The following is a 24,103-nucleotide window of genomic DNA, read 5'->3' on the forward strand; positions in this document are numbered from 1 at the left end:
TTTTTATATCTTTGGTGTTTTCACTTTTTAACATTATTTAACGCTTAAAATTTAACATATATCAAGGCTTTAATGCCTAAGCCTGTTAAAAGGCGGAGTTTTTAATCTTGCAAAAATTGCGATATAAAATATAATCTTTGATAGACGATTGCTAGCCCGGGCGCTCTATTTTACTAATCCTTTCCAAAACAGACATATTTCCTTATTTTTGCCTCTCACACAAAAATGCACCACGCTTAGGCAGCGTTAATCAAGACATTAGTAATGGATTACCAGTTTAAAGAAATAGAGCAAAAGTGGCAAAAACACTGGGCTCAAAATCAAACTTTCAAAGCAGATACAGACAATTCAAAACCTAAATATTACGTACTGGATATGTTTCCTTACCCTTCAGGGGCAGGATTACATGTTGGTCATCCTCTTGGTTATATTGCATCAGACATATTTGCACGTTATAAGAGACTAAAAGGATTCAATGTGCTTCATCCAATGGGCTACGATTCATTTGGCTTGCCCGCAGAGCAATATGCCATTCAAACTGGTCAGCATCCGGCTATAACTACCCAGACCAATATCAATACTTACCGCACACAACTGGATCAGATCGGTTTCTCATTTGATTGGAGTAAAGAGGTCCGCACCAGCGATCCTGAATACTATAAATGGACCCAATGGATTTTTATGCAATTGTTCAATTCCTGGTACAACCTGGAAACTGATCGTGCGGAAGACATTACCACACTTATTGAAAAATTTAATGCTTCTGGCAGTGCCGATGTAAAGGCGGTTTGTGATGAAGATGCCAACTCCTTTTTGCCAAGCGATTGGGCAACCATGTCTAGTGAAGAAAAACAGGTGGAGCTATTAAAATATCGTTTAACTTATTTAAGGGAAAGTACAGTTAACTGGTGTGCCGCATTGGGTACTGTTCTTGCCAATGATGAGGTTAAAGATGGTTATTCTGAACGTGGCGGTTATCCCGTTGAGCAAAAGAAAATGATGCAATGGAGCATGCGTATCTCCGCTTATGCCGAACGATTGCTCCAGGGTCTAAATTCGGTCGACTGGCCAGAACCGGTCAAAGAAATGCAACGCAATTGGATTGGCAAGAGTGTAGGTGCGAGCGTAAGGTTTGCTATAGATAATTCACCTGCTGACATTGCAGAATATATAGAAGTATTTACTACCCGTGTTGATACCATATTTGGTGTCTCTTATTTGGTGCTTGCGCCAGAGCATGAGTTGGTTTCTATTTTAACAGCTCCCGGACAGCAAGAGGCAGTCAATAATTACATTGCTCAAACCAGAAAGAAATCTGAGCTTGATCGTATGGCAGATACCAAAACTGTATCAGGAGCTTTTACCGGCAGCTATGTAATCAATCCTGTAAATGGTGAACGCGTTCAACTTTGGATTGCAGATTATGTACTTGCTGGTTACGGTACCGGGGCAGTAATGGGTGTGCCTAGCGGAGACCAACGCGATTGGTTATTTGCTACGCATTTCAATCTCCCTATTGTACAGATCTTAGATGGTCAAAAGGACATTCAAACTCAGGCAGACTCCACAAAAGAAGGTGCCTACATCAATTCCGGCTTTATAAATGGCTTAAGCTATAAAGAAGCTACCCAATCTTTAAACCTATGGATTGAAGAAAAGGGAGTAGGTAAAGCAAAAGTAAATTACCGCATGCGCGATGCCATATTCGGTCGCCAGCGCTATTGGGGCGAACCTATTCCTGTTTATTTCAAGGATGGGTTGCCATACCTGATCAAAGAGGAGGAGTTGCCTTTAATACTGCCAGAAATTGATAAATACCTGCCAACTGAAACCGGTGAGCCTCCATTAGGCAGGGCAGAAGACTGGAGTTATGAAGATCAATATGAATATGAATTAAGTACAATGCCGGGTTGGGCAGGATCCAGCTGGTACTGGTACCGTTACATGGATGCAAATAACACTAATAATTTTGCTTCCAAAAAAGCTATTGCTTACTGGAAAGATGTAGATCTTTATATTGGTGGTGCAGAACATGCAACTGGTCACTTGTTATATAGTCGTTTCTGGAATAAGTTTCTTAAGGATCTTGGTTACGTTCAGGAAGAGGAGCCATTTAAGAAATTGATTAATCAGGGGATGATCCAGGGACGAAGTAATTTTGTATATCGAGTGGTTGATGATGCAGGTAGAGGTACAAACACTTTGGTTTCTCAAGGTTTAAGGAAGAATTATAAAACTTCCGCCTTGCATGTGGATGTAAACATAGTAGAGAACGAGATACTGAATATTGAAAAGTTCAAACTTTTCAGACCTGAATTTGCTGATGCTGAATTCATTTTAGAAAACGGCAAATATATCTGCGGTGTTGAGGTCGAGAAAATGTCAAAGTCTAAATTCAATGTAGTCAACCCTGATGTTCTTATTCAAAATTACGGAGCAGATACTTTAAGGATGTACGAAATGTTCCTTGGTCCACTAGAGCAAAGTAAACCTTGGAACACCAATGGGATTGAAGGTGTGTTTAAATTCTTACGTAAATTTTGGCGTTTGTTCCACAATGATCAATGGGTGTTTAGTGTAGAGGATTCTATCCCTGCCAAAGCAGAGTTAAAGGCCTTGCATAAGATCATTAAAAAAGTTCAGGATGATATTGATCGTTTTTCCTTCAATACCTCTGTATCCAGCTTTATGATCGCTGTAAATGAGCTTACTGATTTGAAGTGTAAGAACAGACAAATCTTAGAAGATCTTACGGTTGTTCTCGCATCCTATGCACCACATATTTGCGAAGAGCTATGGGCGCTTTTGGGAAATGAGCCTGGAAGTCTATCTTTTGCCACGTACCCGCAATTTAAGCCTGAATATATGTTAGAGGATGAATTCAGTTATCCAATTTCAGTAAATGGAAAAACGCGTTTAAACTTAAATCTTAGTTTGGCCCTTGAAGTGAAAGAAATAGAAGAAACAGTTTTGGCTAGCGAAGAAGTTCAAAAATACCTTGACGGTAGCATACCTAAAAAAGTTATCGTTGTAAAAGGAAGAATAGTGAATATTGTTATTTAACAATATTCACTATTCTTCTTCAAATGTTATTTCCAGATAGATTTAACATTGTAAATCTCCAGGTTTTTAACTTCAATGTTGTTGCCCCAAAAATGTAAACCTTCTTTATTATATGCATCAGGTTTGCGTTCCATAGAATAAGAATATTTTCCTCCGTCTATAAAAACTTCAATAGAGGTTCTGTCAACAAATATATCGGCTGTTATTTCCATACTGCCTATTTTTTCAGGGGAATAGAGTACGCCATTGATCGTATTAAAGCTCATGTCGTAATCCAGTACACGCTGTGCAAACAAGTTAAAACCTGCACTAGTTGCATAGGATAACTTAATTGTGGCTTTTACTCTAAAACGGTCTGAATTGTAGAATTCCTTTAGTTTAGCATTCGCATCGTCAGATGTCAATAATGGCCATTCATGTACCTTTTCAAAAAGCTGCTCAGTTTCCTTAATTGGTGAGCTGAACAACCTTGGCCCGTCATTGGTAGTTTTTAAGGTTAGCTCTGTAGGCAAGAGCATCATGTTATTAAAAGGCATGCCAGGTTGCTGTACCCTTCCCCAGCCAATTTGAATCCTTCTTGGGTCACTTTCAGGCATATTGGTAAAGGTTTGCGCGGCATAGATCGTACCGGTGGTATATTGATATTTCCCATGTTCAGGGTTAAAGGTTTTTCCATCAAACGACCCGATCATATAGGTGTTGGAAGCTCCATACATTACCCATTTTGTATTGTTTTTATCACCATCAATTGGTAACTCAAATAAATCCGGACATTCCCAGAAGCCTGTAATGTGAGTTTGAAAAGTCCATTCTTTTAAATTTTTGGAATTATAGATAGAATGTCCGTCCCTTTCGTTCAATACCATCACCCAATGGTTTCCTGGTTTATACCAAAATACACGAGGGTCACGGGTATCCTTACTATTCCATTTAGCTTTAGAATCAATAACAGGATTGCCGGAGTACTTGGTCCATGTTCTTCCTTTGTCTAAACTATAAGCAATACATTGAATTTCTTTATCTGGATTATCTACTGTATAAGCGGCAACCATTGGAGGGGTTTTTCCATTGCCAAAGCCAGAAGTATTTTGATAATCAATAACTGTAGATCCCGAATACATTGTACCCAACTTATCTGGGTGCAATGCCACAGGAAGCTCCTCCCAATGGATCATGTCTTTACTTACCGCATGGCCCCATGACATGTTTTCCCATTCTCTTTCATAAGGGTTGTGTTGGTAAAAAAGGTGGTATTCACCTTCATAGAAAATCATCCCGTTAGGGTCATTAATCCACCCTCTTTTGGTGGTAAAGTGATATTGGGGTCGATTTTTTTCTTTATAGATTGAATCCTGGCCATTAATCTTATCATCTTGATAGATCTTGCTTAATCCTGCTGCCTCGCCATCATAACTAATCTTTATGGTCTTTCCTTTAAAAGCACTTACATCTGTAAAAGTCCAATACTCAGGATCGGCAGATAACCTGATTACAAAAGACCGCTCAAGTTTACCGTCAACTTCAAGGCGCATAGCGGCCCTGTTTTGCTTTTGTGAAATCGGAAAATTAAGGTATCTCTTCGTGATCTTAATTGAAATGTCTGTCGCTGATGCGATACCACATTGCAAAACGAAGGCTGCGGTAATGATATTTTTAATAACAGAATGCATACTAGATTTGGATTTGGTTATTAGCTGGGTTTCAACAGCTGAGACGAAACTATGAAAATATAATTAAATCGTCATCGCCAGATTTAGCTTTGGATTATTGTCTGGCTTCGGCTTGGGTAGTACCTGGCTTCGGCCTGGCTTCGTACGTCGGTTATCCGTTCGGTATCCGTCGGCTATCGGTTCTGCATCATTGGTATATCTAAATGATACTTCAATCATAGGTATATAGCGCCCGAATAATTATAGAAATACGGTGCCAGGACGGAAGAAGGATAGAGTTGAAGCAAGCTTACTTGCCTATTAATTTATCTCGAAATTAGCTTACGCGGACGTTTTATATTTATAACTTGTTTCTGATTTGGCTGACTAACCTTATCTTCATTATCGAAACGGTTTGGTCTAAATACCCTGGGCTTCTTTTCTCTATCTTCATCGGCAATTTTAACAGTAATTTTCCTGCCTTTAAAAACAGTGCCATGTAAGGCGGCAATGGCACGGTCTGCACCTGTTTGTTCAAGCATTTCAATAAAGCCAAATCCTTTGTGCTTGTTGCTTACTTTGTCCACTATTAAGTTAATGCTATGCATCATTCCATAAAAGCTGAACATTTCAATCAATTCCTCATCTTGAACGTCTGGCGGGTAGCCCGCAATAAAAAGTTTTATCATGTTATAAATAGAGGTACAAAGATAATGGTAAATAGCATACCAATCAACATTTGAAGCAGCATAACGTACCAGGATTTTACACCGATAAAAAGGACCGTTTCACCGATATTTGACCCTATTTTATCTAAAGTCCATTGTGGCTTAGTGTAACAATTACGACCTTGCGCAGACTAATTGAAGAAATAGAAAATATATGAAAAGAATTATACTTTTGCTTGTAGGAATAGGAATGTTAACTACTGCTAAGGCGCAGTTTCAGATGGGCGGAGGAGCATCTCAAAAACCAAAGGTTTTAGGTCGTATTACAGCTGTTGTACTAGACTCTGCTACAAAAAAGCCAATAGATTATGCCAGTATCGCGCTAACAAAATCAACAACAAATAAATCCGTTAATGGTGGTGTTACAGATGAAAGGGGAAAAGTAGTTCTGCAAGGTATCGCTCCTGATTCTTACTTAATGGCTATTGGTTTTTTAGGGTATAAAACCAAATCGGTTAAGGTTACTACCAGCCCGGAAGAACCTGATTATAATGTGGGTACTATTTACCTGGCTTCAACGGAAAGTAATTTGAAGGAAGTTGCTGTTGTTGGGCAAAAGGCAATGATAGAAAATAAAGTAGACCGGCTGGTCTATAACGCAGAAGCAGATATTACCAATGCTGGTGGTGATGCGACGGATGTTATGCGTAAGGTACCCATGCTTTCTGTTGATATGAATGGGAACGTTCAGTTGCGAGGTAGCGCAGTTAGGGTGCTCATTAATGGAAAGCCTTCAGGAACAATGGCAAACAGCGTTGCAGATGCCTTAAAAATGATTCCCGCAGAGCAAATCAAAAGTGTGGAAGTCATCACCAGCCCTTCCGCTAAGTATGATGCAGAAGGATCGGGAGGCATTATAAATATCATCACCAAGAAAAGCAATGCTGAAGGTACAAGTGGAAGCCTTAATACTTCTGTTGGTACCAGGTCCAACAATGGTGCCTTTAACCTAAATGTTAAGACAGGCAGGTTGGCCCTAACTACAAGTCTTGGTTTAAACCATGCCTACCCTCAAAATTCTCACGTGCAGAACTTCAATAATTCTACAGTTAATGGTGTAACAAGTACTATTTCTCAGGATGGATATTCTAAATGGTCCAGGGTTGGTTATAACGGCAGTGCTGGGTTGGATTATGATCTAAATGCTTACAATAACTTTTCAACCAATGTTAAACTGAACAGTTTCTCAAATGGTGGGCCTGGTAGTACAGATATCAATGTAAACAACTTGCTTTCACGTAATATCAGAGATATGGACATGGGATTCCGAAATATGGACTGGACTGCTGATTATAGAAAAACAAGTAAGAGAGAAGGAGAAGAATTTAGTGTGTCTGGTCAGCTTTCTACCGGCAGGAATACGAGTGATTTCTCCAATGAGTTTGTGGGCATTACGATACCATCTTCTTTCACGGTTGTTGGTAACAATACCGGGAAAAACAATGAGTATACGCTACAAAGCGATTATGTGTATCCTTTTACTAAAACCACTGTATTCGAAACGGGGATTAAAGGAATTGCCAGACAAATTACCAGCAACTATGACCAGGCTGCACAGGATTTTGATTATAATCAAAATGTGGCATCGGCTTACGGAGTTATAGGCTTTAAGCTTACCAAAAAGATTACAGCTAAAGCGGGTTTAAGGGCAGAGTACACAAAAATTGATGGCTTGGCGGGTAATTCGCTCAATTTTAATAACGATTACTTCAATTTGTTCCCAAGTGCAATTATTTCTCAAAGTTTGAGTGCTATGAGCACCCTTAAGGTGAGCTATAATCGTAGGGTACAGCGACCTAGTTTGTTCTATTTGAACCCTTTTAGGAACCAGAGTGATATTTATAATCCAATGGAGGGTAATCCAAAGCTATCTCCAGAGCTTACTGATAACATAGAGCTTGGTTATTCTACATTTATTAAAGGATCTGTTATCAATGCCTCTATATTTTATAGAAATACGCAAGATGTTATTGAAAGTACAATCAAGCCAATTGAAGACGGTAAGAATTTAACCACCTATACCAATGTTGGTACGAGTAAGTCTTACGGATTCAACGTTTTTGGGTCTTACAATCCAAAACCAAAGTGGACATTGATGAGTAACTTTGGATTAAACACTTATGAGGTTAATAACAGCAGTAGTAATGTAAGTACAGGAACGTTGGTTAATTATAATCTTTTTGCCCGGTCTGCATACGGATTTGGCAGTGGATGGAGTACAGAGCTTTGGGGAGTGGTGAATTCACCTAAGCGTACTTTTCAAGGTAAGACGGACATGCTATACTTTTACGGCGGAGCCGTTAAAAAGGAGATTTTGAATAAGAAAGCTACGATTGGCCTAAATGTGCTAAACCCCTTCAGCCGCGACCTTAATATCAAGACGGTAAATAAAACGCAAACGTCAATTCAAAGTACAGATATTCATTATCCGCTGCGTTCTTTTGGTATTAATTTCAGTTATAACTTTGGTAAACTTAAGTTTACTCAGAAGAAAACGGTTAAGAACGACGATTTGAAAAAGGAAGAGCAACAACAAGGTGGTGGCATGGGTGGAGTGCAACCGTAACTTATTTCTTTTTAACAGTTTTCAGTATCATTAAATTTAGCGGGTTTATCACAAACCCGCTAATATTTTTTTGGGTCATAGTTACAGACTGGTCGTAAAATATTGGGATCACATTCGCATATTCCATCACCATGTTGTCCATTTTCTGGTAAAGCTTGTGGCGCTCCTTATCATCACTAATGTAATAGCTCTGTTCAAAAAGCTTGTCAAAATCTTTATTGTAATAGGCGGTGTAATTAGGTCCGTTTGGTACCTTATTTTTGGAGTAAAACATAGCCAGGTAGTTTTCAGCATCCGGATAATCTGCAATCCATGAGCCCCTAAAAAAATTGACCTCGTTTTTAGACATCAGGTCGCGCAGGCTGGCACTCGGGCTTGCATCTACTTTTACGCTAATGCCTATTGCATGCAGCTCACCTTGTATAAACTCAATTAGGTCCTTATAAGTGGTTGAGGTATTTAATGTTACCTGAGGCATTCCCTTGCCATCTGGGAATCCTGCCTCAGTCAGCAGCTTCGCTGCTTTTTCAGGGTCGTAATGATAGCCCTTTACGGCAACACTATCGAAGCCCGGCATCCCTTCTGGTACAAAACCTGAGGTAGCGGGTATACCAACACCATTACGCAGGTACTTAATCAATTTTTTTTTATCAATAGCATAACTAATTGCTTGTCTTACTTTCTTATACTTTAAGGGAGATTTTTTTGTTATAGCGACATTGGTGTCCACAAGAATACCCACATACTCTGTACATAGGTAAGGACTTTTGGTTAGGTTAAACTTGCCTTTGTATTTACGAGTCATTTTTCCGCTTTTAGTCAGGATGTCATCCCGATAGCTTCCGTCTACTTTGTCAAAAAAATCAAGCTCTTTTTTAATAAAGTTCATAAATGCACTTTGCTTATCAGAAATGAAAGTAACTTTTACGGCATCCAGAAAAGGCAGTTGGACTCCGTTTAACTTTTCCCAATAGTGTTCATTTTTTAGCAAAACTAGTATCTCATCTTCTTTCCAGTATTTGAATTTAAACGGACCAGTTCCAATCGGGTGACTGCGAAAATCTTTTCCGTAGTGCTCCACAACTTCTTTTGGAACAACCGAGCAATATTGCGTTGCCAGGATTTTAATAAATGCAGGCGAGGGTTTGATCAGGTGTATCTGAAAGGTACTGTCATTAAGCGCCTTAAAGCTATTGACGTCTTTCACTTTGTCGCTAAATATCCAGCCCCCTGATGATGCTACTTTTGGATCAATGAGTCTGAAGAAGCTGTAGGTAAAATCCGAGGCGATTACTCTTCGTCCTTTACCACCAACAAACAAAGGATCGTCATGGAAAAAAACATCGTTACGCAGGTTAAATGTATAGATTAATCCATCGCTACTGATTTGCCATGATTTAGCAATGCACGGAACTGTATTTAATGCGCTGTCTATCTGAATCAGGCCATTAAAAACCTGGTTAATCATCCACATTGCGTTTTGGTTTCTGGAAAACGCAGGGTCCATAGAAGTAAGCCCCTGATCTATATTCATATTAAATGTTTTTTTGTTGCTTTTGGAAACGCTGCCCTTGCATGAAACTAAAAAGGAGAATAGCAGTCCGCAAAAAATATGGAATATAATACGATGCATCGGTAAGGAATACTAATTTTGCACAAAGTAACGAATAAATCAATATGTCCTTTTTAAATACACTGATAAATGAAGTTGAGAATGAGGATCTGCGAGAACGGCTTCAGGAGCGTGTAGACATCATCCAGCATAAGATTAAGTATATGGATAAGGTTTCTGTCCTGTGTCTGGATACAAATAATATGCTTGTAGGCAATTTTAGAGAACTGCTGGAAGAAGCAGGAGGTTTGCTCCAGTACGATGCGGCTGCCGCCAGAGTGCTTATCTACACAGACCATGATTATAGTGCTTTGCATTTGATGGGGGTGGTGCCAGCATTGTTAGATGAAGCCTGGCCTGCTGTAGAATTTAATCGCGTTTATTTATGGGATACCGAAGCTGCCTTTGCAACTAAAGCAGAAGAAGTAGTGGAATCTCTGGAAGATTTGGCTGAAATGTTATACCCTGGTTATTTTGTTTTTGGTAATGAAGGCAATACCTGGATTAGCTTTAAAACAAAATAAACTTATCCATTTGCTCTCCAGTAAATTTTAATGTGTCTTCTTTATAGAAGTCGCCGTTTTCATTAAATTCTGTTTTTATTGCAGGTATATGTATTCTTAGCGGCAAAACGTTAAGATGAAGGTAACTGCAAACGCCACCAAAATGGTCTATACCACGTATGTTTCCATACTTTCCAGACGATATGCCCACTAAGGCTGCTTTTTTATCATAAAAGCTCTCTGGAAAATCACAGGCATCTATAAATAATTTTAGTACTCCCGGGAAACTTCCATTGTATTCTGGTATAATAAAGAGGAATTTACTGGTGCTGGTAATCAAGCGTTGTATTTCCTGGAAACGAGCACTTCTTTTTCCGTATAAATCAGTATCAGCAAGATTGCCGGGTAAATCTTCCAGATTAAGTAGCTGAGCGTCTAAGCCTTTTGAAGACAGAGTTTTCTGATAATAGATAGCAACTTTTAAGGTGTTGCTTCCAGTCCTGTTTGTTCCCGATATGATGGTTAGCATGTCTAAATTGTTAATAAGATGTGTAAAACACTTATGGCGTAAGTACCGAAATTATCATTTACTTTGTATCTTAGCTATTCATAAAATGTGCCCGAAACATTGCAAAAATAGCATTTTTTATACATTTATACCGGGCAAAAGACAAGTCTTACATAACAATTGAAATTAGTATTAGAATAGATGAGTAAAATTATTGCATTGGCAAATCAGAAGGGTGGTGTAGGTAAAACTACTTCCTCCATCAATCTGGCCGCAAGTTTGGCCGTACTGGAATACCGCACTTTGTTAGTTGATGCTGATCCACAAGCCAATTCTACTTCAGGTATTGGGTTTGATCCTAGAAATATAAAAAATAGCATTTACGAGTGCATTATTAATGACATAGAGCCATCTGAGGCTATTCAAAAAACAGAAACCCCTAATTTGGACTTGCTTCCTGCGCATATTGACCTTGTTGGGGCAGAGATAGAGATGATCAACTTGAATAACAGGGAGTACAAGATGAAAGCTGTTCTGGAGAAGGTAAAAGATCAATACGATTTTATTATTGTGGACTGCTCACCTTCATTGGGCTTGATCACGATCAATGCCTTAACAGCTGCTGATTCTGTTATCATTCCTGTTCAGTGCGAATATTTTGCATTAGAGGGTCTGGGAAAATTGCTGAACACAATTAAAATTGTACAAAACCGTTTAAATCCTGAACTGGCTATAGAAGGAATACTATTAACCATGTATGATGTTCGTCTACGCCTCTCTAATCAGGTGGTTGAAGAAGTGAAAACCCATTTTCAGGACTTGGTTTTTGAAACTATTATACAACGTAATACCAGGCTTAGCGAGGCGCCAAGCTATGGAATATCCGTTATTATGCACGATGCCAATTGTAAGGGAGCGATAAATTATCTTAATCTTGCACGTGAAATTGTTCGTAAGAATGGAATGGTAAAGGAACTAGAGCACCAAACGACAGCAATTATTTAATTTATTTTTAATGACATCTTTTCAGCGAAAAACAGGTTTAGGTAAAGGGTTAAGTGCGCTTTTAGATGACTCTGATTCTATAAACCCGCCAAGAAATAGCAATGGGGTTAATTCTGTTAGTGAAACCAGGCACGAAGGAGTTGTTAGTAACAACATAGGAAATGTTAAGATCAGCGATGTAGAAACCAATCCCTATCAGCCGCGTACTGAATTTGATCAGGTAGCCCTTATGGAATTGTCTGAATCGATCCGTGTACAAGGCTTAATCCAGCCAATAACTGTAAGAAAGAAGCCTGATGGAGGTTACCAGTTAATTTCCGGAGAACGACGTTTAAGAGCTTCAAAATTAGCCGGGTTAACCGAAATACCTACCTACGTACGTAGTGCAAATGATCAGCAAATGCTGGAAATGGCGCTAATAGAAAACATTCAGCGTGAAAATTTGAACGCCATAGAGGTGGCTTTAAGTTTCCAAAGAATGATGGAGGAGTGTAACTTAAAACAGGAGCAACTGGGAGATAGGGTAGGTAAAAACCGTTCTACAGTTACCAACTACCTGCGATTGCTTAAATTACCACCTGCAATACAGATCTCTATACGCGATCAAAAAATATCAATGGGACATGCCAGGGCACTTGTTAGCGTTGATTCTGTTCAGAAACAGCTTTTTCTTCACGATCAAATTATCCAACAAGGGTTGTCTGTTCGTAAAGTAGAAGAATTGGTGAGGAACCTTGGTAATGAGGAGGTCAATAAACCTGCTAAAAAAACAGCACCCATATCTTTTGAATATCAGAAGCTCCAAAGAGAGCTGGCATCAAAATTTTCAACTGGTGTAAAGCTGAAGGTATCAGATAATGGGAAAGGTGCTATAGAGATCCCCTTTGTTTCACAGGATGACCTGAGTCGTATCCTTGAACTATTAGACTGGTAATGAATAGAGGACTGCTTTTATGTTCACTGCTATTTCTGTTAGCTTTTGGAGCACAGGCCCAGATGAAAACATCGGCAAAAATGCGCGATAGCGCATTTTTAGACAGTTCAAGGACAAAAAGAACGGATACGTTAAAGCCTAAGTACGTAAATCTGGGTAAAATCGCCGCTAGGCGGGCAGCTATAAGTTCTGCCCTACTTCCTGGTTTAGGTCAGATCAGAAATGGGGTTACTGTTTATCGTTTGGCAAAAGTAGCCGGTATTTATACCGGAATAACTTTGTTAACCCTCTCTTATATGAGCAACGATAAAAGCTATAAGATTTATCTAGATGAATTGCAATTCCGAAGTAAAAATAAAGGGGTATCACCTCTTGGAAGTATTTATACAACTTTCCCGCAAGAAGGCCTAATAGCAGCTAAAGATATCGCTCGCAGAAATCGTGAGGTAGTTATTTTTTCACTTGGGGGCCTATACCTTATGAATATCGTAGAGGCTTATGTTGACGCGCGTCTTAAATATTTTGATGTTGGCGATGTGGCATTCAAAGTTTCTCCTGGTATAATTAATGGGGGCAGTTTGTATGGTAATAATTCCATTGCTCCAGGATTGAAAATTACGCTTTCATTATAATATATTTGCAGCCAACTCAAATAAGGGAGTATACTCAATGCCCTTTGTCGGGCCTATTTTAACAGATGGACAATACAATGAAACCTGCGTAAGCAAGTTTCATTAACTTAATGAAAATATAAATACAATGAAAATAGCATTGCTTGGTTATGGAAAAATGGGGCAAATCATAGAAAGATTTGCAGAAGATAGAGGCCATGAAATAGTACTTAAGATTACGGTAGATAATAAAGAAGACCTTACGGAAAGTAATCTTCGTATGGCAGATGTAGCTATTGATTTTAGCACCCCTGATGCTGCATTAGATAATATTTATGCTTGTTTTGCCGCTAATCTGCCAGTAGTTGTAGGTACAACAGGGTGGTACGGACAATTACAGGAGGTAAAAAACGAATGCCTCAACAGTAACAACACATTGCTTTATGGGTCAAACTTTAGTATTGGAGTAAATATCTTTTTCTACATGAATAAAGTACTGGCTAAATTGATGAATAACTTTCCTGCATATGAAGTACAGGTGGAGGAAATTCACCATACGCAGAAACTGGATTCGCCAAGCGGAACTGCAATGACCATTGCGGAAGGTGTTATTGATAATTTGGATCGGAAAACAGAATGGGTTAACGAGTTGGTAGGGACACCATTTGAAGAGGTGATCAAAAAAGAACAGTTGTTGATAGAGTCCCATCGAATAGAAAATATTCCTGGTACGCATACTGTTGTTTATAGCTCGGAAGTAGATGAGATCGAATTTAAACACACCGCACACAGCCGATCCGGTTTTGCATTAGGGGCTATAGTAGCTGCTGAGTGGCTGGAACACAGACAAGGTTTTTATAATATTACTGATATATTTAATTTTAAATAGCAATAAGCATGAGTTGGAAATTCTGGCAAAAAGATAAGGTTGCCAAGCCAAAGAAAAAAAAGACCAAAAGCCGTGAATGGGTAGATGCAATACTTTTTGCAGTTATTGCTGCAACCATTATCAGGGTATTCTTTATTGAAGCCTATACGATACCCACAGGATCAATGGAGCGTTCCCTGTTAATTGGAGATTTTCTTTTTGTAAGTAAGGTCAATTATGGACCAAGGATACCTATGACTCCAGTTGCATTTCCTTTTGCACATCACACCATGCCTTTGACCGGTACTAAGGCATACTGGGATGGTGTAGAGTTAAAGTACCACCGTTTGCCCGGACTGCAAGACATAAAGAATAATGATGTTGTTGTATTCAATTATCCGCAAGGTGATACGGTAGCTTTAGAAGCGCAGGACAATGATTATTATAGGATGGTTAGAAATAGCAGCTGGCAGCAGATAAATTCTCAATATACTGTCATCTCCCGACCGGTGGATAAGCGGGAGAACTATATTAAAAGGTGTATAGGCATTGCCGGAGATGTGATAAGCTTAAAGGATGGTCTAGTTTCCGTTAACGGTAAACCGGAAAAGCTAAAAAACACTGGGAACTTTAGGTATTTGGTTACTTTTAAAACATTGGATGTGAACTTCAGTATCTTTAGTGAAATGGGTTTCAGTTTAAGAGATGCAGATCCAGATATCAGTCAGGAAGGAGAGAAGAGTTACATTTTTACCGGTTCTGAATTGATGATGGACAAGGTAAAAAGCCTTGACTTTGTTGAATCTGTAAAACCATATTTAAAGCCTGCCGGCGAGCGTGAAGCAGATGTTTTCCCTTTTGACCCAAACAGGAACTGGAACATGGATAATTTTGGGCCTATTAAAATCCCTAAAAAGGGTTGGACTGTTCAATTGGATACGGTTAATATGCCTTTATATGAAAGGTGTATCAGAATTTATGAAGGTAATAAGTTAGTGAAATCTGGGGCAGGATGGCTAATCAATGGCGTGCCGGCAACTAGTTATACCTTTAAGATGGATTATTACTGGATGATGGGAGATAATAGACACAATTCATTAGATTCAAGATATTGGGGTTTTGTGCCAGAGGATCATATTGTTGGAAAAGCCTTATTTATCTGGATGAGTTATGATACGAATGGATCGTTCCTCAGCAAGATCAGATGGAGTAGAATTTTAAAAGGAATTCACTAGGATAAACCATTAATATCTAGTTTTTTAGCTAGCTCATTTAAGTCTTTAACAACGGCATCTATCAAAGGGATGCCGTTTTTTTTGCGTTCGTTTTCGAAATCAAATTCAGGCTCGCCGGGAATGATCACTTTCTTATTAGGGTCCACGGTTTTTGCATTTTTAAAGCGAGCAATCCAATTATCAAGATGATCCTTGAACTCCGCAGCTGGACGAAATCCATCAATACGCATGGCGCCAAAAAAGTGGCCAATTCCTTCACCAACAGGATTGGCTGATGGTTCAAGAAAAGATACAAATGGAGGAACCCAGGGGCCGTAATTGGCGCCTGAGAGTACTGCCGATAGGATATCAACAGTAGCGCCCAATCCATAACCTTTATGACTGCCATGGTCTTTATCACTGCCAAGCGGCAGTAAAGAACCCCCGTTTTTAAGGCCATTGGCATCAGTAGTAGTTTTTCCATCTTTGTCTTGTGCCCAACCCTCGGGTATGGGTTTATTTGCTCTTTGCGCAATTTCCAATTTGCCATTTGCTGCAGCGGCGGTTGCCATGTCAACAACAACTGGAGGATACTTCCCTGCTGGAAATGCATAACACATTGGATTGGTACCCAATAATCTTTCATTAGCATAGGTTGGAGCAACAAGCGGACTGGCATTTGTCATGCTGATACCAATCATGTCCTGCTCTACTGCCATTAGTGCGTGATAACCGGCAATTCCAAAATGATTGGAATTTTTAACAGCTACCCATCCGCTACCATACAGTTTAGCTTTTTCTAAGGCAATTTTCATAGCAAACGGTGCTACAACAAGGCCAAGACCCGCATCACCATCTACAGTAGCTGTAGTGAAAGTTTCATGAACAACTTTTATGTTCGGGTTAGCGTTGATCCTTTTCTTTTCCCAAAGCCTTACATAGCCACTTAAACGAGCAACTCCATGAGAATCTATACCCCTGAGGTCAGATTTTAACAAAACACCCGCGGCCAGCGAAGCATCTTTTGCAGGGCATCCGATTCTCAAAAATACAGCCTCTGTAAACTGGCGTAGTTGAACTTCAGTAAAGGTTATAAAATTCATTTTAATCAAAAAGAATGGTGAACTTATTGTCGAGGGGTTTAAGGTGCTCTATCAGCGAATCGATAAATCCGTCTCCATAAGTAACATACATAGGAGCGATATTCATAATACGTTCCTGCAAACCCCCGGAAGGAAATAATTTGGCCTTTAAGTTTTCAATCTGTGCAAGTGAAGTTTTGTGTTTTCGCTTTTCCGCGCGAAGCATTTTTTTCTCCAGACTAGATATCAACCTAAGTGCACGCGTTCTTGCAGCATCTGCAGATTGAGCAAGCGTTTTATCAATGATGAAAGCATTGGCTTTTATTTGATCAAATACGGCATCTATCGCCTTCTCTTCGTCGCTTAAACTGAGCTGCAAATTAACGTGAGACCTTATCCAATCATTCTCCAACTGCAATGTGTCATTGAAAAGATCGTGTTGTGAAATCCCAAGGATATGCATTCTTTGCTCGCTGCGTTTGTCAATAAACTGTACTGAATTACGTAAAAGCAAGATTGGAAATGGCACATGATAATGATCAAAATTTGCCTTTAACTGCAACCAGTAGGTTACTTCGGCACCACCCCCAATGTAGGCAAGATTGGGTAAAATAACCTCCTGGTAAAGTGGCCGCATTACTACATTCGGACTAAACCTTTCAGGATAAGCATTGATTTCAATCTTTAACTCCTCTTTTGTAAAACGAAGTGAGGTATTCTTTATTTTGTAAGCGCCTTTATCGTAAATAATTCTTTCTCTCAATCCTTCAGTCATGTAGAAAAAGTTAATCTCTCTCGGGTTCACTTGAGGCTTATAGCCCAATCCTTCTAATTCCACGTTGCTCTTGGCGATGAACTTTGAGCTATTTTCTTCAATAATGTCTGTATATATAATATCGGCAAACTGTGCTTTCAATGCAGGTTCATCAGCATCTATACTTACCAATCCATGACGGCCGAACAGACTATCTACTAGTTCTCTTGTTGCATCACTAAGGCTAACATGTTTGGTATACGCATCTTCAACTAATTGGGAAAATTTCAAGCCATTTTCTGTGATCCCTAAGAAACCTTTATAGGCAATAAGAACGTCTTCAATGTCTTTTGTATTTAACTTTCCTGTTGCTCCACTTACTTTCTTGTCCCAAGTGAGCATCTTATCTTCCAGTTTCACATGATTTATCTCTTCAAAGTCGTGATCTTCAGTAGCCATCCAGTAAACTGGCACAAAATTATAATTTGGGAACTCATGTTTCAATTCCTTTGCTAAGTTAATAGCCGTTACAATCTTATAAATAAAATAAAGCGGACCGGTAAATATATTGAGCTGGTGACCAGTAGTGATAGTAAAAGTACGCTCATCTGCTAGTAGGTTAATGTTGGCTTTAACTGAGCTGCTTGACCTTATTGATCCATATTGCTTTTGTAAAATATCCACTAGCAATGCCCTGTCGCCCTTAAAGTTGCGGTTAGGAATCGCCGAAGCAAAGCCTTTTATATTTGGGCTATATTTGTAAAAAGGTCTAAGCTGGTCCTTGCCTGCCGTGTAATCCAGTACAACTGCAGAAAACGCGTGTGTGTCTTGATAAGAAATATATTTAGCCTGCATCGCAACGAATTTAGGTTAATAAACGACAACTCATTAAATCACGCCTTTATTTTACAATCCGACCATATAGATCAAAATCTTCGGCGCGGTAAATCTCCACATTTACGAAGCTACCCACAGCTGCATAACCAGTTATGGCATCAATTAACACTTCGTTATCTACTTCCGGAGAATCATATTCCGTTCTTCCAATAAAGAAATCACCTTCCTTTCTATCCACTAAAACTTTATAAGTTTTTCCCACTTTATCTTGGTTGATGTCAAACGAAATACCTTGTTGCAGCTCCATTATTGCATCTACACGCTCCTGTTTAACTTCTTCGGGGACGTCATCTATAAGGATATGTGCATGCGTTTTCTCTTCATGAGAGTAAGTAAAACAACCAAGTCTATCGAACCGTGTGTTTTCCACCCAACTCATCATATCTTCAAAATCTTCTTCCGTCTCTCCAGGGTAACCACATATCAGGGTTGTACGCATGGCAATTCCCGGAACCTTATCTCTAATTTGGTTTACAATGTCAATAGTCTTTTGCTTGGTGATACCACGGCGCATTGATTTTAACATGTTGTCAGTTATGTGCTGCAAAGGCATGTCCAGATACTTGCAAATGTTTTCTCTTTCATTCATCGCATCCAGAATTTCCATTGGAAAGCCAGAAGGATAGGCGTATTGGAGTCTGATCCACTCTATGCCAGCCACATCTGATATTCTGCGCAACAATTCATCCAAATTACGCTTTCCATAAATATCCAATCCGTAGTAAGTAAGATCCTGAGCAATTAATATCAGTTCCTTCGTGCCATTAGCAGCCAGGATTTTTACCTCATTTACCAATTCCTGCATATCGCGGGAAACATGCTTACCCCTCATTAACGGGATGGCGCAGAAGGAACAAGGGCGATTACATCCCTCAGCAATTTTTAAATAAGCAAAATGGGAAGGAGTAGTTAACAATCGCTCACCGATTAGCTCATGTTTGTAGTTTGCACCTAAAGCGTGTAATAAATTGTTAAGATCGTTTGTGCCAAAGAAAGCATCTACATTTGCAATTTCTGCTTCCAATTCAGGCTTATACCGCTCAGATAAACAACCGGTAACTATAACCTTTCCAACCTTTCCCTCCTCTTTTAGTTGGCTATATTGTAAGATTGTATCGATTGATTCTTGTTTTGCATTATCAATAAATCCGCAGGTATTGATCACCACAATATCATCCTTTCCAACTTTGTTGGCTTCATGAACCACATCCATGCTATTACCCCTTAACTGACCCATTAAGACTTCAGAATCATAGGTGTTTTTGGAACAACCCAGTGTGATAACATTAATCCTTGGTTTTTTAATAGGCACTATTTTAGCTATCGTTTTGGTATTCATGTATTATAAATCTGTATTAATTAAATAAACTATCAACGAAAGCTTTTTTGTCGAATAATTGAAGATCATTCACTCCTTCGCCTACGCCAATATATTTAACTGGTATTTTGAACTGGTCGGATATCCCGATGACTACACCACCCTTGGCAGTTCCATCCAATTTTGTAATTGCTAATGCGTTTACATCTGTCGCTTCAGTAAATTGCTTGCATTGTTCAAAGGCATTTTGGCCGGTAGAGCCATCTAATACCAACAGGATTTCATGTGGTGCACCAGGAACCACCCTATTCATCACATTTTTTATTTTGCCGAGCTCATTCATCAGCCCTACTTTATTGTGCAATCGGCCTGCAGTATCAATAATCACCACGTCTTCACCATTTGCTACTGCCGATTGTAGTGTATCAAAAGCTACCGAAGCAGGATCAGAACCCATAGGCTGAGCAACAACTCTTACGCCAACACGCTCACCCCAAAGTTTAATCTGTTCAACTGCAGCTGCTCTGAAAGTGTCAGCAGCACCAAGAACTACCTTTAGGTTTTCGGATTTTAGCTTATTGGCAAGTTTGCCTATCGTTGTTGTTTTACCTACCCCATTCACGCCAACAACCATAATTACATAAGGCTTATGATCACTACCATATTCAAAACTACGGAAATCGTTACTATTATTTTCAGCCAGCAGAAGCTGGATTTCATCACGTAACAAACTATTAAGTTCGGAAGTTGAAAGGTATTTGTCTTTAACTACACGACCTTGAATACGGCTAATTATTTTTAAGGTTGTGCTTACACCTACGTCAGAAGTTACTAGAACTTCTTCTAGATTATCCAGAACATCATCATCAACGGTCGATTTTCCGGCGACAGCTTTGGTGATTTTGTTAAAAAAACCTGTTTTAGTTTTCTCTAATCCTTTGTCCAAGGCCTCCTGAGCTTCAGGAGCAGTTTCTTTCTTCTTGAAAAAATCGAATAAACCCATAAGAATGTATAGCAAAACAAAAAAAGCCCTCCCAGTTTAAAGGACGGCTTTAAAGTTATTAAATATTAATATTATTTCTTAGACGCGATAGCATCTGCAACGTGATCGTTATGAACAATAACTTCTTTAAAAGAATAGGCACCTGATTTAGGTGATTTGGTCATTGTAATAACTTTCGAATATTCTTTTCCTTTACCCGTTTTTAGGGTCGCAACTACTTTCTTTGCCATGATCTAAATAAATTGTATTTTAATTTAATACAAAAATGTATTACTTAATTTCTTTGTGTACCGTTACTTTTTTCATTACAGGGTTGAATTTTTTCAATTCTAAACGCTCAGTAGTGTTTTTGCGGTTTTTAGTAGTTATGTACCTAGACATACCAGGCATGCCACTGGTTTTATGTTCTGTACACTCTAGAATAACTTGTACTCTGTTACCTTTTTTTGCCATTTTCTTAATATTAAGGTTGATTCACATCAACCAATTTTTCTATAAATATCCTTTTTTCATGAAACGGTTAATCGCTTCAGATATACCAATTTTATTGATGGTTTTGATAGCTGAAGTAGACACTTTCAGTGTTATCCAACGATCTTCCTCAGGAATATAAAATTTCTGAAGTTGTAAGTTGGGATAAAACTTACGCTTAGTTTTAACGTTTGAGTGAGAAACATTAAAACCTGTCATCGCCATTTTTCCGGTTAAATCACAAACTCTAGACATGCTTTGTTATATATTGTTAATTGTTCTTCGCTTAATTTTTTAAGAGTGTGCAAATATCAATAAAATAATTGTAATCATCAAGAAGCCACCTAAAATAATTTCAATTAGATTAATGAAAGAAGCATTATATGTTTTTGATTGTCCAATTTTCTAATATAGATGGGATAGATCTATAGTGGGGTGGGATTTTAGTTCCTTAATCACAAAAGAGGTTTTTAAGGTTTTTGTAGGGCTAGTATTAATTAATTTACTATGTAGTTGATTATATGCATTCATATCTGAAACGGCAATATGAAGCAGATAGTCATATTCGCCGCTTACAACGTAACATTGGATGATTTCTGTGTAATCATTTATTTCATTCAGAAAGATTTCCCTATTCTTTTCAGATTTTTCATTTAATGTCACTTCAATTTTTGCGGATAGTCCCTTCTTTAATTTGGTTCTATCAAGTATTATTGAGTACCCTATCACAAAACCTTCTGACTCTAGAAAGCCTATTTTTTTTAAAATAGCAGCGGATGAGAGATTAATTTTCTTGCCAATAGCTACAGCACTCGACTTGGAATTTATCTGTAGGCATTCTAATATTTTTATGTTATTTGTTTCAATTTTTTGATCCATCAATAATTTTAATTGAGTTAATTTATATTCGTTGTAATTGAAGTGCAATTTTAATTATTTGCAGGAAATTATACAAATTTTGGGATCAAAATATTTGATTAATTTTTCTTAAATGTAAAATTATGGGAGGTCAATAAATTGCTATTTGGTGATAATGCTGACCATCAGAATCTGCAAAAAGCTGGGCTTTTATTTATTAAAAATATGCAATTGGCTTCAATGGTATTGATTTGTTATATTTAACGCTCTTAACAATGCCAAATATGCAGATCAAATCACTAGAAGAATATAAAAAAACCTACCGGTTAAGCGTTGAAAATCCTGAAGAATTCTGGGGCACTATAGCAGAAAATTTTTTTTGGAGAAAGAAATGGGATAAGGTACTTTCCTGGAATTTCAAAGAACCAAACATTAAATGGTTTGAAGGTGCAAAATTAAATATCACTGAAAATTGCCTGGACCGGCATCTAGAAAAAAATGGCGATAAACCTGCAATAATTTGGGAACCGAATGATCCTGATAGAAATAGCATTACTTTAAGTTATAAGATCCTTCATGAACAGGTTTGCCGTTTTGGAAACGTATTGAAAAAAAATGGCGTAAAGAAAGGTGATAGGGTTTGCATCTATATGCCCATGGTTCCGGAACTTGCAGTTGCAGTATTAGCCTGTGCACGTATCGGTGCAGTTCACTCTGTTGTTTTTGGCGGCTTCTCTGCCAAATCCATCGCCGATCGAATTAACGATGCAGCATGTAAAATCGTAATTACTGCTGATGGTGCTTTTAGAGGGAGTAAACAGATTCAGCTTAAAGAAGTAATTGATGATGCACTGATTGGGTGCCCGACAGTAGAGACAGTGGTCGTATTAACGCATACCAGAACCCCAGTTTCTATGCTAAAAGGCAGAGACATCTGGTGGGAAGATGAAATCAAGTTGGTGGATACGGATTGTCCCGCTGAGGAAATGGATGCGGAAGATCTATTGTTCATCTTATATACATCAGGATCTACTGGTAAGCCCAAAGGTGTTGTACATACAATCGGCGGATATATGGTTTATGCTGGTTATACTTTTTCAAACGTATTTAATTATCAACCTGATGAGGTATTCTTTTGTACTGCAGATATTGGTTGGATAACAGGTCATTCTTACATTGTTTATGGCCCGCTTTCTCAGGGTGCAACGACATTGATGTTCGAAGGGATTCCTACTTATCCTGATGCTTCCAGAATGTGGCAAATTGTAGAAAAGCATAAAGTTAATATTCTATATACAGCACCAACTGCAATCAGGTCTTTGATGAGCTTTGGTTTAGCGCCTTTAAATGGAATTGACATGAGTTCTATAAGGGTCTTGGGATCGGTAGGAGAACCGATTAATGAAGAGGCCTGGCATTGGTTTGATGAACATGTTGGCCAAAGTAAAGCACCTATTGTTGATACCTGGTGGCAAACAGAAACTGGTGGTATAATGATTTCTCCAATAGCTTATGTTACGCCAACTAAGCCTAGTTTTGCAACATTACCTTTACCCGGCATACAGCCTGTACTTGTTGATGAACAAGGCGTGGAACTCTTAGGTAATGATGTTAGCGGTAACCTCTGTATCAAATTCCCATGGCCGGGAATGCTGAGAACGCTTTATGGTGATCATGAGCGTTGCCGTCTCACTTATTTTTCTACTTATCAGCAACTGTATTTTACAGGTGACGGGTGTTTGCGTGATGAAGATGGTTATTATAGAATTACCGGCAGGGTTGATGATGTGATCAATGTTTCGGGACATAGAATTGGTACTGCAGAAGTGGAGAATGCCATTAATATGCATGCAGGTGTGGTAGAGAGTGCTGTAGTTGGTTTCCCACATGAGGTAAAAGGGCAGGGCATATTTGCCTTTGTGATTTTCCCTAATACACACAATGACGAAGAACTTACCAGGAAAGATATACTGCAAACCGTTACCCGAATGATCGGGGCAATAGCAAAACCTGATAAAATTTTGTTTGTATCAGGGTTGCCTAAAACCAGGTCAGGCAAAATAATGAGAAGGATATTAAGGAAAATCGCCGAAGGTGATACCACTAATTTGGGCGATATTACAACTTTATTGGATCCCGCAGTAGTTGAAGAGATCATTTCAAAAGCGAAGCAGTAAAAACATTAGTCATACTTGTCTGTTGTATTTAACACAACCAATTGTTAAACATTAAACAGAAACTATCATGGATAAGTTAGAATTAAAAGGAAAATGGAATGAAGTTAAAGGTAAAGTTAAACAGGCTTATGGCGATTTGACCGACGATGATTTGAAATATGAAGACGGGAAGGATGATGAGTTGTACGGAAAATTACAGCAAAAAACAGGTAAAACTAGGGATGAACTGGTAGACTGGATAAAGAGCCTATAATTGACTATAAAAAAAGCTCCTGACAAAAT

At 38.6% G+C, this 24,103-nt stretch carries 23 protein-coding genes; 10 read left to right on the plus strand and 13 right to left on the minus strand.

The annotated features are described in order from the left end of the window. Positions 1-264: 264 nt before the first annotated feature. Complete coding sequence (gene leuS, locus ACVWYN_RS16535; RefSeq protein ID WP_457289992.1) at positions 265-3,063, plus strand: leucine--tRNA ligase; 2,799 nt, start codon at positions 265-267, stop codon at positions 3,061-3,063. 26 nt (positions 3,064-3,089) lie between these two features. On the opposite strand, the gene ACVWYN_RS16540 is transcribed toward leuS, so the two are convergent. The 3 genes from ACVWYN_RS16540 to ACVWYN_RS16550 form a co-directional block, all read right to left on the minus strand. Then, positions 3,090-4,733, minus strand: a complete 1,644-nt coding sequence (locus ACVWYN_RS16540; protein ID WP_457289993.1) for a GH32 C-terminal domain-containing protein — start codon at positions 4,731-4,733, stop codon at positions 3,090-3,092. 63 nt (positions 4,734-4,796) lie between these two features. Beyond that, on the minus strand, positions 4,797-4,952 hold the full coding sequence (locus ACVWYN_RS16545; RefSeq protein WP_457289994.1) for a hypothetical protein: 156 nt from the start codon (positions 4,950-4,952) through the stop codon (positions 4,797-4,799). Positions 4,953-5,038: 86 nt separating this feature from the next. Further along, positions 5,039-5,401: an RNA recognition motif domain-containing protein gene (locus ACVWYN_RS16550; RefSeq protein ID WP_457289995.1), complete on the minus strand. Its 363-nt coding sequence runs from the start codon at positions 5,399-5,401 to the stop codon at positions 5,039-5,041. 193 nt (positions 5,402-5,594) lie between these two features. On the opposite strand from ACVWYN_RS16550, the gene ACVWYN_RS16555 reads away from it, so the two are divergent. After that, on the plus strand, positions 5,595-8,006 hold the full coding sequence (locus ACVWYN_RS16555) for a TonB-dependent receptor domain-containing protein (RefSeq protein ID WP_457289996.1): 2,412 nt from the start codon (positions 5,595-5,597) through the stop codon (positions 8,004-8,006). Position 8,007: 1 nt separating this feature from the next. Here ACVWYN_RS16555 and ACVWYN_RS16560 read toward each other — a convergent pair whose 3' ends face one another. Next, on the minus strand, positions 8,008-9,540 hold the full coding sequence (locus tag ACVWYN_RS16560; RefSeq protein ID WP_457289997.1) for an ABC transporter substrate-binding protein: 1,533 nt from the start codon (positions 9,538-9,540) through the stop codon (positions 8,008-8,010). 143 nt (positions 9,541-9,683) lie between these two features. On the opposite strand from ACVWYN_RS16560, the gene ACVWYN_RS16565 reads away from it, so the two are divergent. Beyond that, a complete protein-coding gene (locus tag ACVWYN_RS16565) occupies positions 9,684-10,142 on the plus strand; it encodes a hypothetical protein (protein ID WP_457289998.1) in 459 nt (152 codons plus the stop codon). Here the strand turns inward: ACVWYN_RS16565 and ACVWYN_RS16570 are convergent. Next, positions 10,129-10,650, minus strand: a complete 522-nt coding sequence (locus ACVWYN_RS16570; protein WP_457289999.1) for an NADPH-dependent FMN reductase — start codon at positions 10,648-10,650, stop codon at positions 10,129-10,131. The genes ACVWYN_RS16565 and ACVWYN_RS16570 overlap by 14 nt on opposite strands. A gap of 180 nt (positions 10,651-10,830) precedes the next feature. On the opposite strand from ACVWYN_RS16570, the gene ACVWYN_RS16575 reads away from it, so the two are divergent. The 5 genes from ACVWYN_RS16575 to lepB all read left to right on the plus strand — a co-directional run bounded on the left by ACVWYN_RS16575 (position 10,831) and on the right by lepB (position 15,282). After that, positions 10,831-11,634, plus strand: coding sequence for a ParA family protein (locus ACVWYN_RS16575; protein WP_457290000.1), 804 nt, complete (start codon positions 10,831-10,833; stop codon positions 11,632-11,634). Between the two features lie 10 nt (positions 11,635-11,644). Continuing rightward, entirely contained in the window at positions 11,645-12,568 is a 924-nt protein-coding gene (locus tag ACVWYN_RS16580; protein WP_457290001.1) for a ParB/RepB/Spo0J family partition protein, read from the plus strand. Then, positions 12,568-13,200 carry a DUF5683 domain-containing protein gene (locus tag ACVWYN_RS16585; RefSeq protein ID WP_457290002.1) on the plus strand — a complete coding sequence of 211 codons (633 nt, stop codon included), beginning with the start codon at positions 12,568-12,570 and terminating at the stop codon, positions 13,198-13,200. The genes ACVWYN_RS16580 and ACVWYN_RS16585 overlap by 1 nt, the downstream gene beginning before the upstream one ends. A gap of 127 nt (positions 13,201-13,327) precedes the next feature. Further along, positions 13,328-14,068 carry a 4-hydroxy-tetrahydrodipicolinate reductase gene (dapB, locus tag ACVWYN_RS16590; protein WP_457290003.1) on the plus strand — a complete coding sequence of 247 codons (741 nt, stop codon included), beginning with the start codon at positions 13,328-13,330 and terminating at the stop codon, positions 14,066-14,068. Between the two features lie 8 nt (positions 14,069-14,076). After that, positions 14,077-15,282 (plus strand): signal peptidase I, encoded by a 1,206-nt coding sequence (gene lepB / locus ACVWYN_RS16595; RefSeq protein ID WP_457290004.1) that lies wholly within the window; start codon positions 14,077-14,079, stop codon positions 15,280-15,282. Here the strand turns inward: lepB and ACVWYN_RS16600 are convergent. The 8 genes from ACVWYN_RS16600 to ACVWYN_RS16635 form a co-directional block, all read right to left on the minus strand. After that, positions 15,279-16,364 (minus strand): Ldh family oxidoreductase, encoded by a 1,086-nt coding sequence (locus ACVWYN_RS16600; protein ID WP_457290005.1) that lies wholly within the window; start codon positions 16,362-16,364, stop codon positions 15,279-15,281. The genes lepB and ACVWYN_RS16600 overlap by 4 nt on opposite strands. A gap of 1 nt (position 16,365) precedes the next feature. Then, on the minus strand, positions 16,366-17,952 hold the full coding sequence (gene bshC, locus ACVWYN_RS16605) for a bacillithiol biosynthesis cysteine-adding enzyme BshC (protein ID WP_457290006.1): 1,587 nt from the start codon (positions 17,950-17,952) through the stop codon (positions 16,366-16,368). Positions 17,953-17,998: 46 nt separating this feature from the next. Further along, the gene (gene rimO / locus ACVWYN_RS16610) at positions 17,999-19,333 is read right to left on the minus strand and encodes a 30S ribosomal protein S12 methylthiotransferase RimO (RefSeq protein ID WP_457290007.1); all 1,335 of its coding nucleotides are present in this window, start codon (positions 19,331-19,333) and stop codon (positions 17,999-18,001) included. 16 nt (positions 19,334-19,349) lie between these two features. Further along, positions 19,350-20,315 carry a signal recognition particle-docking protein FtsY gene (gene ftsY, locus ACVWYN_RS16615; RefSeq protein ID WP_457290008.1) on the minus strand — a complete coding sequence of 322 codons (966 nt, stop codon included), beginning with the start codon at positions 20,313-20,315 and terminating at the stop codon, positions 19,350-19,352. A 71-nt stretch (positions 20,316-20,386) separates the two neighbouring features. Continuing rightward, complete coding sequence (locus ACVWYN_RS16620; protein ID WP_457290009.1) at positions 20,387-20,545, minus strand: DUF4295 domain-containing protein; 159 nt, start codon at positions 20,543-20,545, stop codon at positions 20,387-20,389. 40 nt (positions 20,546-20,585) lie between these two features. Further along, the gene (gene rpmG, locus ACVWYN_RS16625) at positions 20,586-20,768 is read right to left on the minus strand and encodes a 50S ribosomal protein L33 (protein WP_136837740.1); all 183 of its coding nucleotides are present in this window, start codon (positions 20,766-20,768) and stop codon (positions 20,586-20,588) included. A gap of 39 nt (positions 20,769-20,807) precedes the next feature. Continuing rightward, a complete protein-coding gene (gene rpmB, locus ACVWYN_RS16630) occupies positions 20,808-21,041 on the minus strand; it encodes a 50S ribosomal protein L28 (RefSeq protein ID WP_131597730.1) in 234 nt (77 codons plus the stop codon). 150 nt (positions 21,042-21,191) lie between these two features. Further along, positions 21,192-21,665, minus strand: a complete 474-nt coding sequence (locus ACVWYN_RS16635; RefSeq protein ID WP_457290010.1) for an Lrp/AsnC family transcriptional regulator — start codon at positions 21,663-21,665, stop codon at positions 21,192-21,194. A 263-nt stretch (positions 21,666-21,928) separates the two neighbouring features. Here ACVWYN_RS16635 and acs point away from each other — a divergent pair, with 263 nt between their 5' ends. Beyond that, positions 21,929-23,821, plus strand: a complete 1,893-nt coding sequence (gene acs / locus ACVWYN_RS16640) for an acetate--CoA ligase (protein ID WP_457290011.1) — start codon at positions 21,929-21,931, stop codon at positions 23,819-23,821. A 67-nt stretch (positions 23,822-23,888) separates the two neighbouring features. Then, on the plus strand, positions 23,889-24,074 hold the full coding sequence (locus ACVWYN_RS16645) for a CsbD family protein (protein WP_457290012.1): 186 nt from the start codon (positions 23,889-23,891) through the stop codon (positions 24,072-24,074). Positions 24,075-24,103 lie beyond the last annotated feature (29 nt).

Source organism: Pedobacter sp. UYP24 (genome assembly GCF_054057295.1).

What these genes read in the sequence shown, in the direction of transcription:
- ACVWYN_RS16635 (WP_457290010.1), bottom strand. Translation starts at nt 21,665, where the DNA reads ATGGATCAAAAAATTGAAACAAATAACATAAAAATATTAGAATGCCTA.
- dapB (WP_457290003.1), top strand. Translation starts at nt 13,328, where the DNA reads ATGAAAATAGCATTGCTTGGTTATGGAAAAATGGGGCAAATCATAGAA.
- ACVWYN_RS16600 (WP_457290005.1), bottom strand. Translation starts at nt 16,364, where the DNA reads ATGAATTTTATAACCTTTACTGAAGTTCAACTACGCCAGTTTACAGAG.
- leuS (WP_457289992.1), top strand. Translation starts at nt 265, where the DNA reads ATGGATTACCAGTTTAAAGAAATAGAGCAAAAGTGGCAAAAACACTGG.
- rpmB (WP_131597730.1), bottom strand. Translation starts at nt 21,041, where the DNA reads ATGTCTAGAGTTTGTGATTTAACCGGAAAAATGGCGATGACAGGTTTT.
- ACVWYN_RS16560 (WP_457289997.1), bottom strand. Translation starts at nt 9,540, where the DNA reads ATGAATATAGATCAGGGGCTTACTTCTATGGACCCTGCGTTTTCCAGA.
- ACVWYN_RS16545 (WP_457289994.1), bottom strand. Translation starts at nt 4,952, where the DNA reads ATGATTGAAGTATCATTTAGATATACCAATGATGCAGAACCGATAGCC.
- ACVWYN_RS16565 (WP_457289998.1), top strand. Translation starts at nt 9,684, where the DNA reads ATGTCCTTTTTAAATACACTGATAAATGAAGTTGAGAATGAGGATCTG.
- rpmG (WP_136837740.1), bottom strand. Translation starts at nt 20,768, where the DNA reads ATGGCAAAAAAAGGTAACAGAGTACAAGTTATTCTAGAGTGTACAGAA.
- ACVWYN_RS16550 (WP_457289995.1), bottom strand. Translation starts at nt 5,401, where the DNA reads ATGATAAAACTTTTTATTGCGGGCTACCCGCCAGACGTTCAAGATGAG.
- bshC (WP_457290006.1), bottom strand. Translation starts at nt 17,952, where the DNA reads ATGCAGGCTAAATATATTTCTTATCAAGACACACACGCGTTTTCTGCA.
- ACVWYN_RS16620 (WP_457290009.1), bottom strand. Translation starts at nt 20,545, where the DNA reads ATGGCAAAGAAAGTAGTTGCGACCCTAAAAACGGGTAAAGGAAAAGAA.
- lepB (WP_457290004.1), top strand. Translation starts at nt 14,077, where the DNA reads ATGAGTTGGAAATTCTGGCAAAAAGATAAGGTTGCCAAGCCAAAGAAA.
- ACVWYN_RS16570 (WP_457289999.1), bottom strand. Translation starts at nt 10,650, where the DNA reads ATGCTAACCATCATATCGGGAACAAACAGGACTGGAAGCAACACCTTA.
- acs (WP_457290011.1), top strand. Translation starts at nt 21,929, where the DNA reads ATGCAGATCAAATCACTAGAAGAATATAAAAAAACCTACCGGTTAAGC.
- ACVWYN_RS16645 (WP_457290012.1), top strand. Translation starts at nt 23,889, where the DNA reads ATGGATAAGTTAGAATTAAAAGGAAAATGGAATGAAGTTAAAGGTAAA.
- ftsY (WP_457290008.1), bottom strand. Translation starts at nt 20,315, where the DNA reads ATGGGTTTATTCGATTTTTTCAAGAAGAAAGAAACTGCTCCTGAAGCT.
- ACVWYN_RS16585 (WP_457290002.1), top strand. Translation starts at nt 12,568, where the DNA reads ATGAATAGAGGACTGCTTTTATGTTCACTGCTATTTCTGTTAGCTTTT.
- ACVWYN_RS16540 (WP_457289993.1), bottom strand. Translation starts at nt 4,733, where the DNA reads ATGCATTCTGTTATTAAAAATATCATTACCGCAGCCTTCGTTTTGCAA.
- ACVWYN_RS16580 (WP_457290001.1), top strand. Translation starts at nt 11,645, where the DNA reads ATGACATCTTTTCAGCGAAAAACAGGTTTAGGTAAAGGGTTAAGTGCG.
- rimO (WP_457290007.1), bottom strand. Translation starts at nt 19,333, where the DNA reads ATGAATACCAAAACGATAGCTAAAATAGTGCCTATTAAAAAACCAAGG.
- ACVWYN_RS16575 (WP_457290000.1), top strand. Translation starts at nt 10,831, where the DNA reads ATGAGTAAAATTATTGCATTGGCAAATCAGAAGGGTGGTGTAGGTAAA.
- ACVWYN_RS16555 (WP_457289996.1), top strand. Translation starts at nt 5,595, where the DNA reads ATGAAAAGAATTATACTTTTGCTTGTAGGAATAGGAATGTTAACTACT.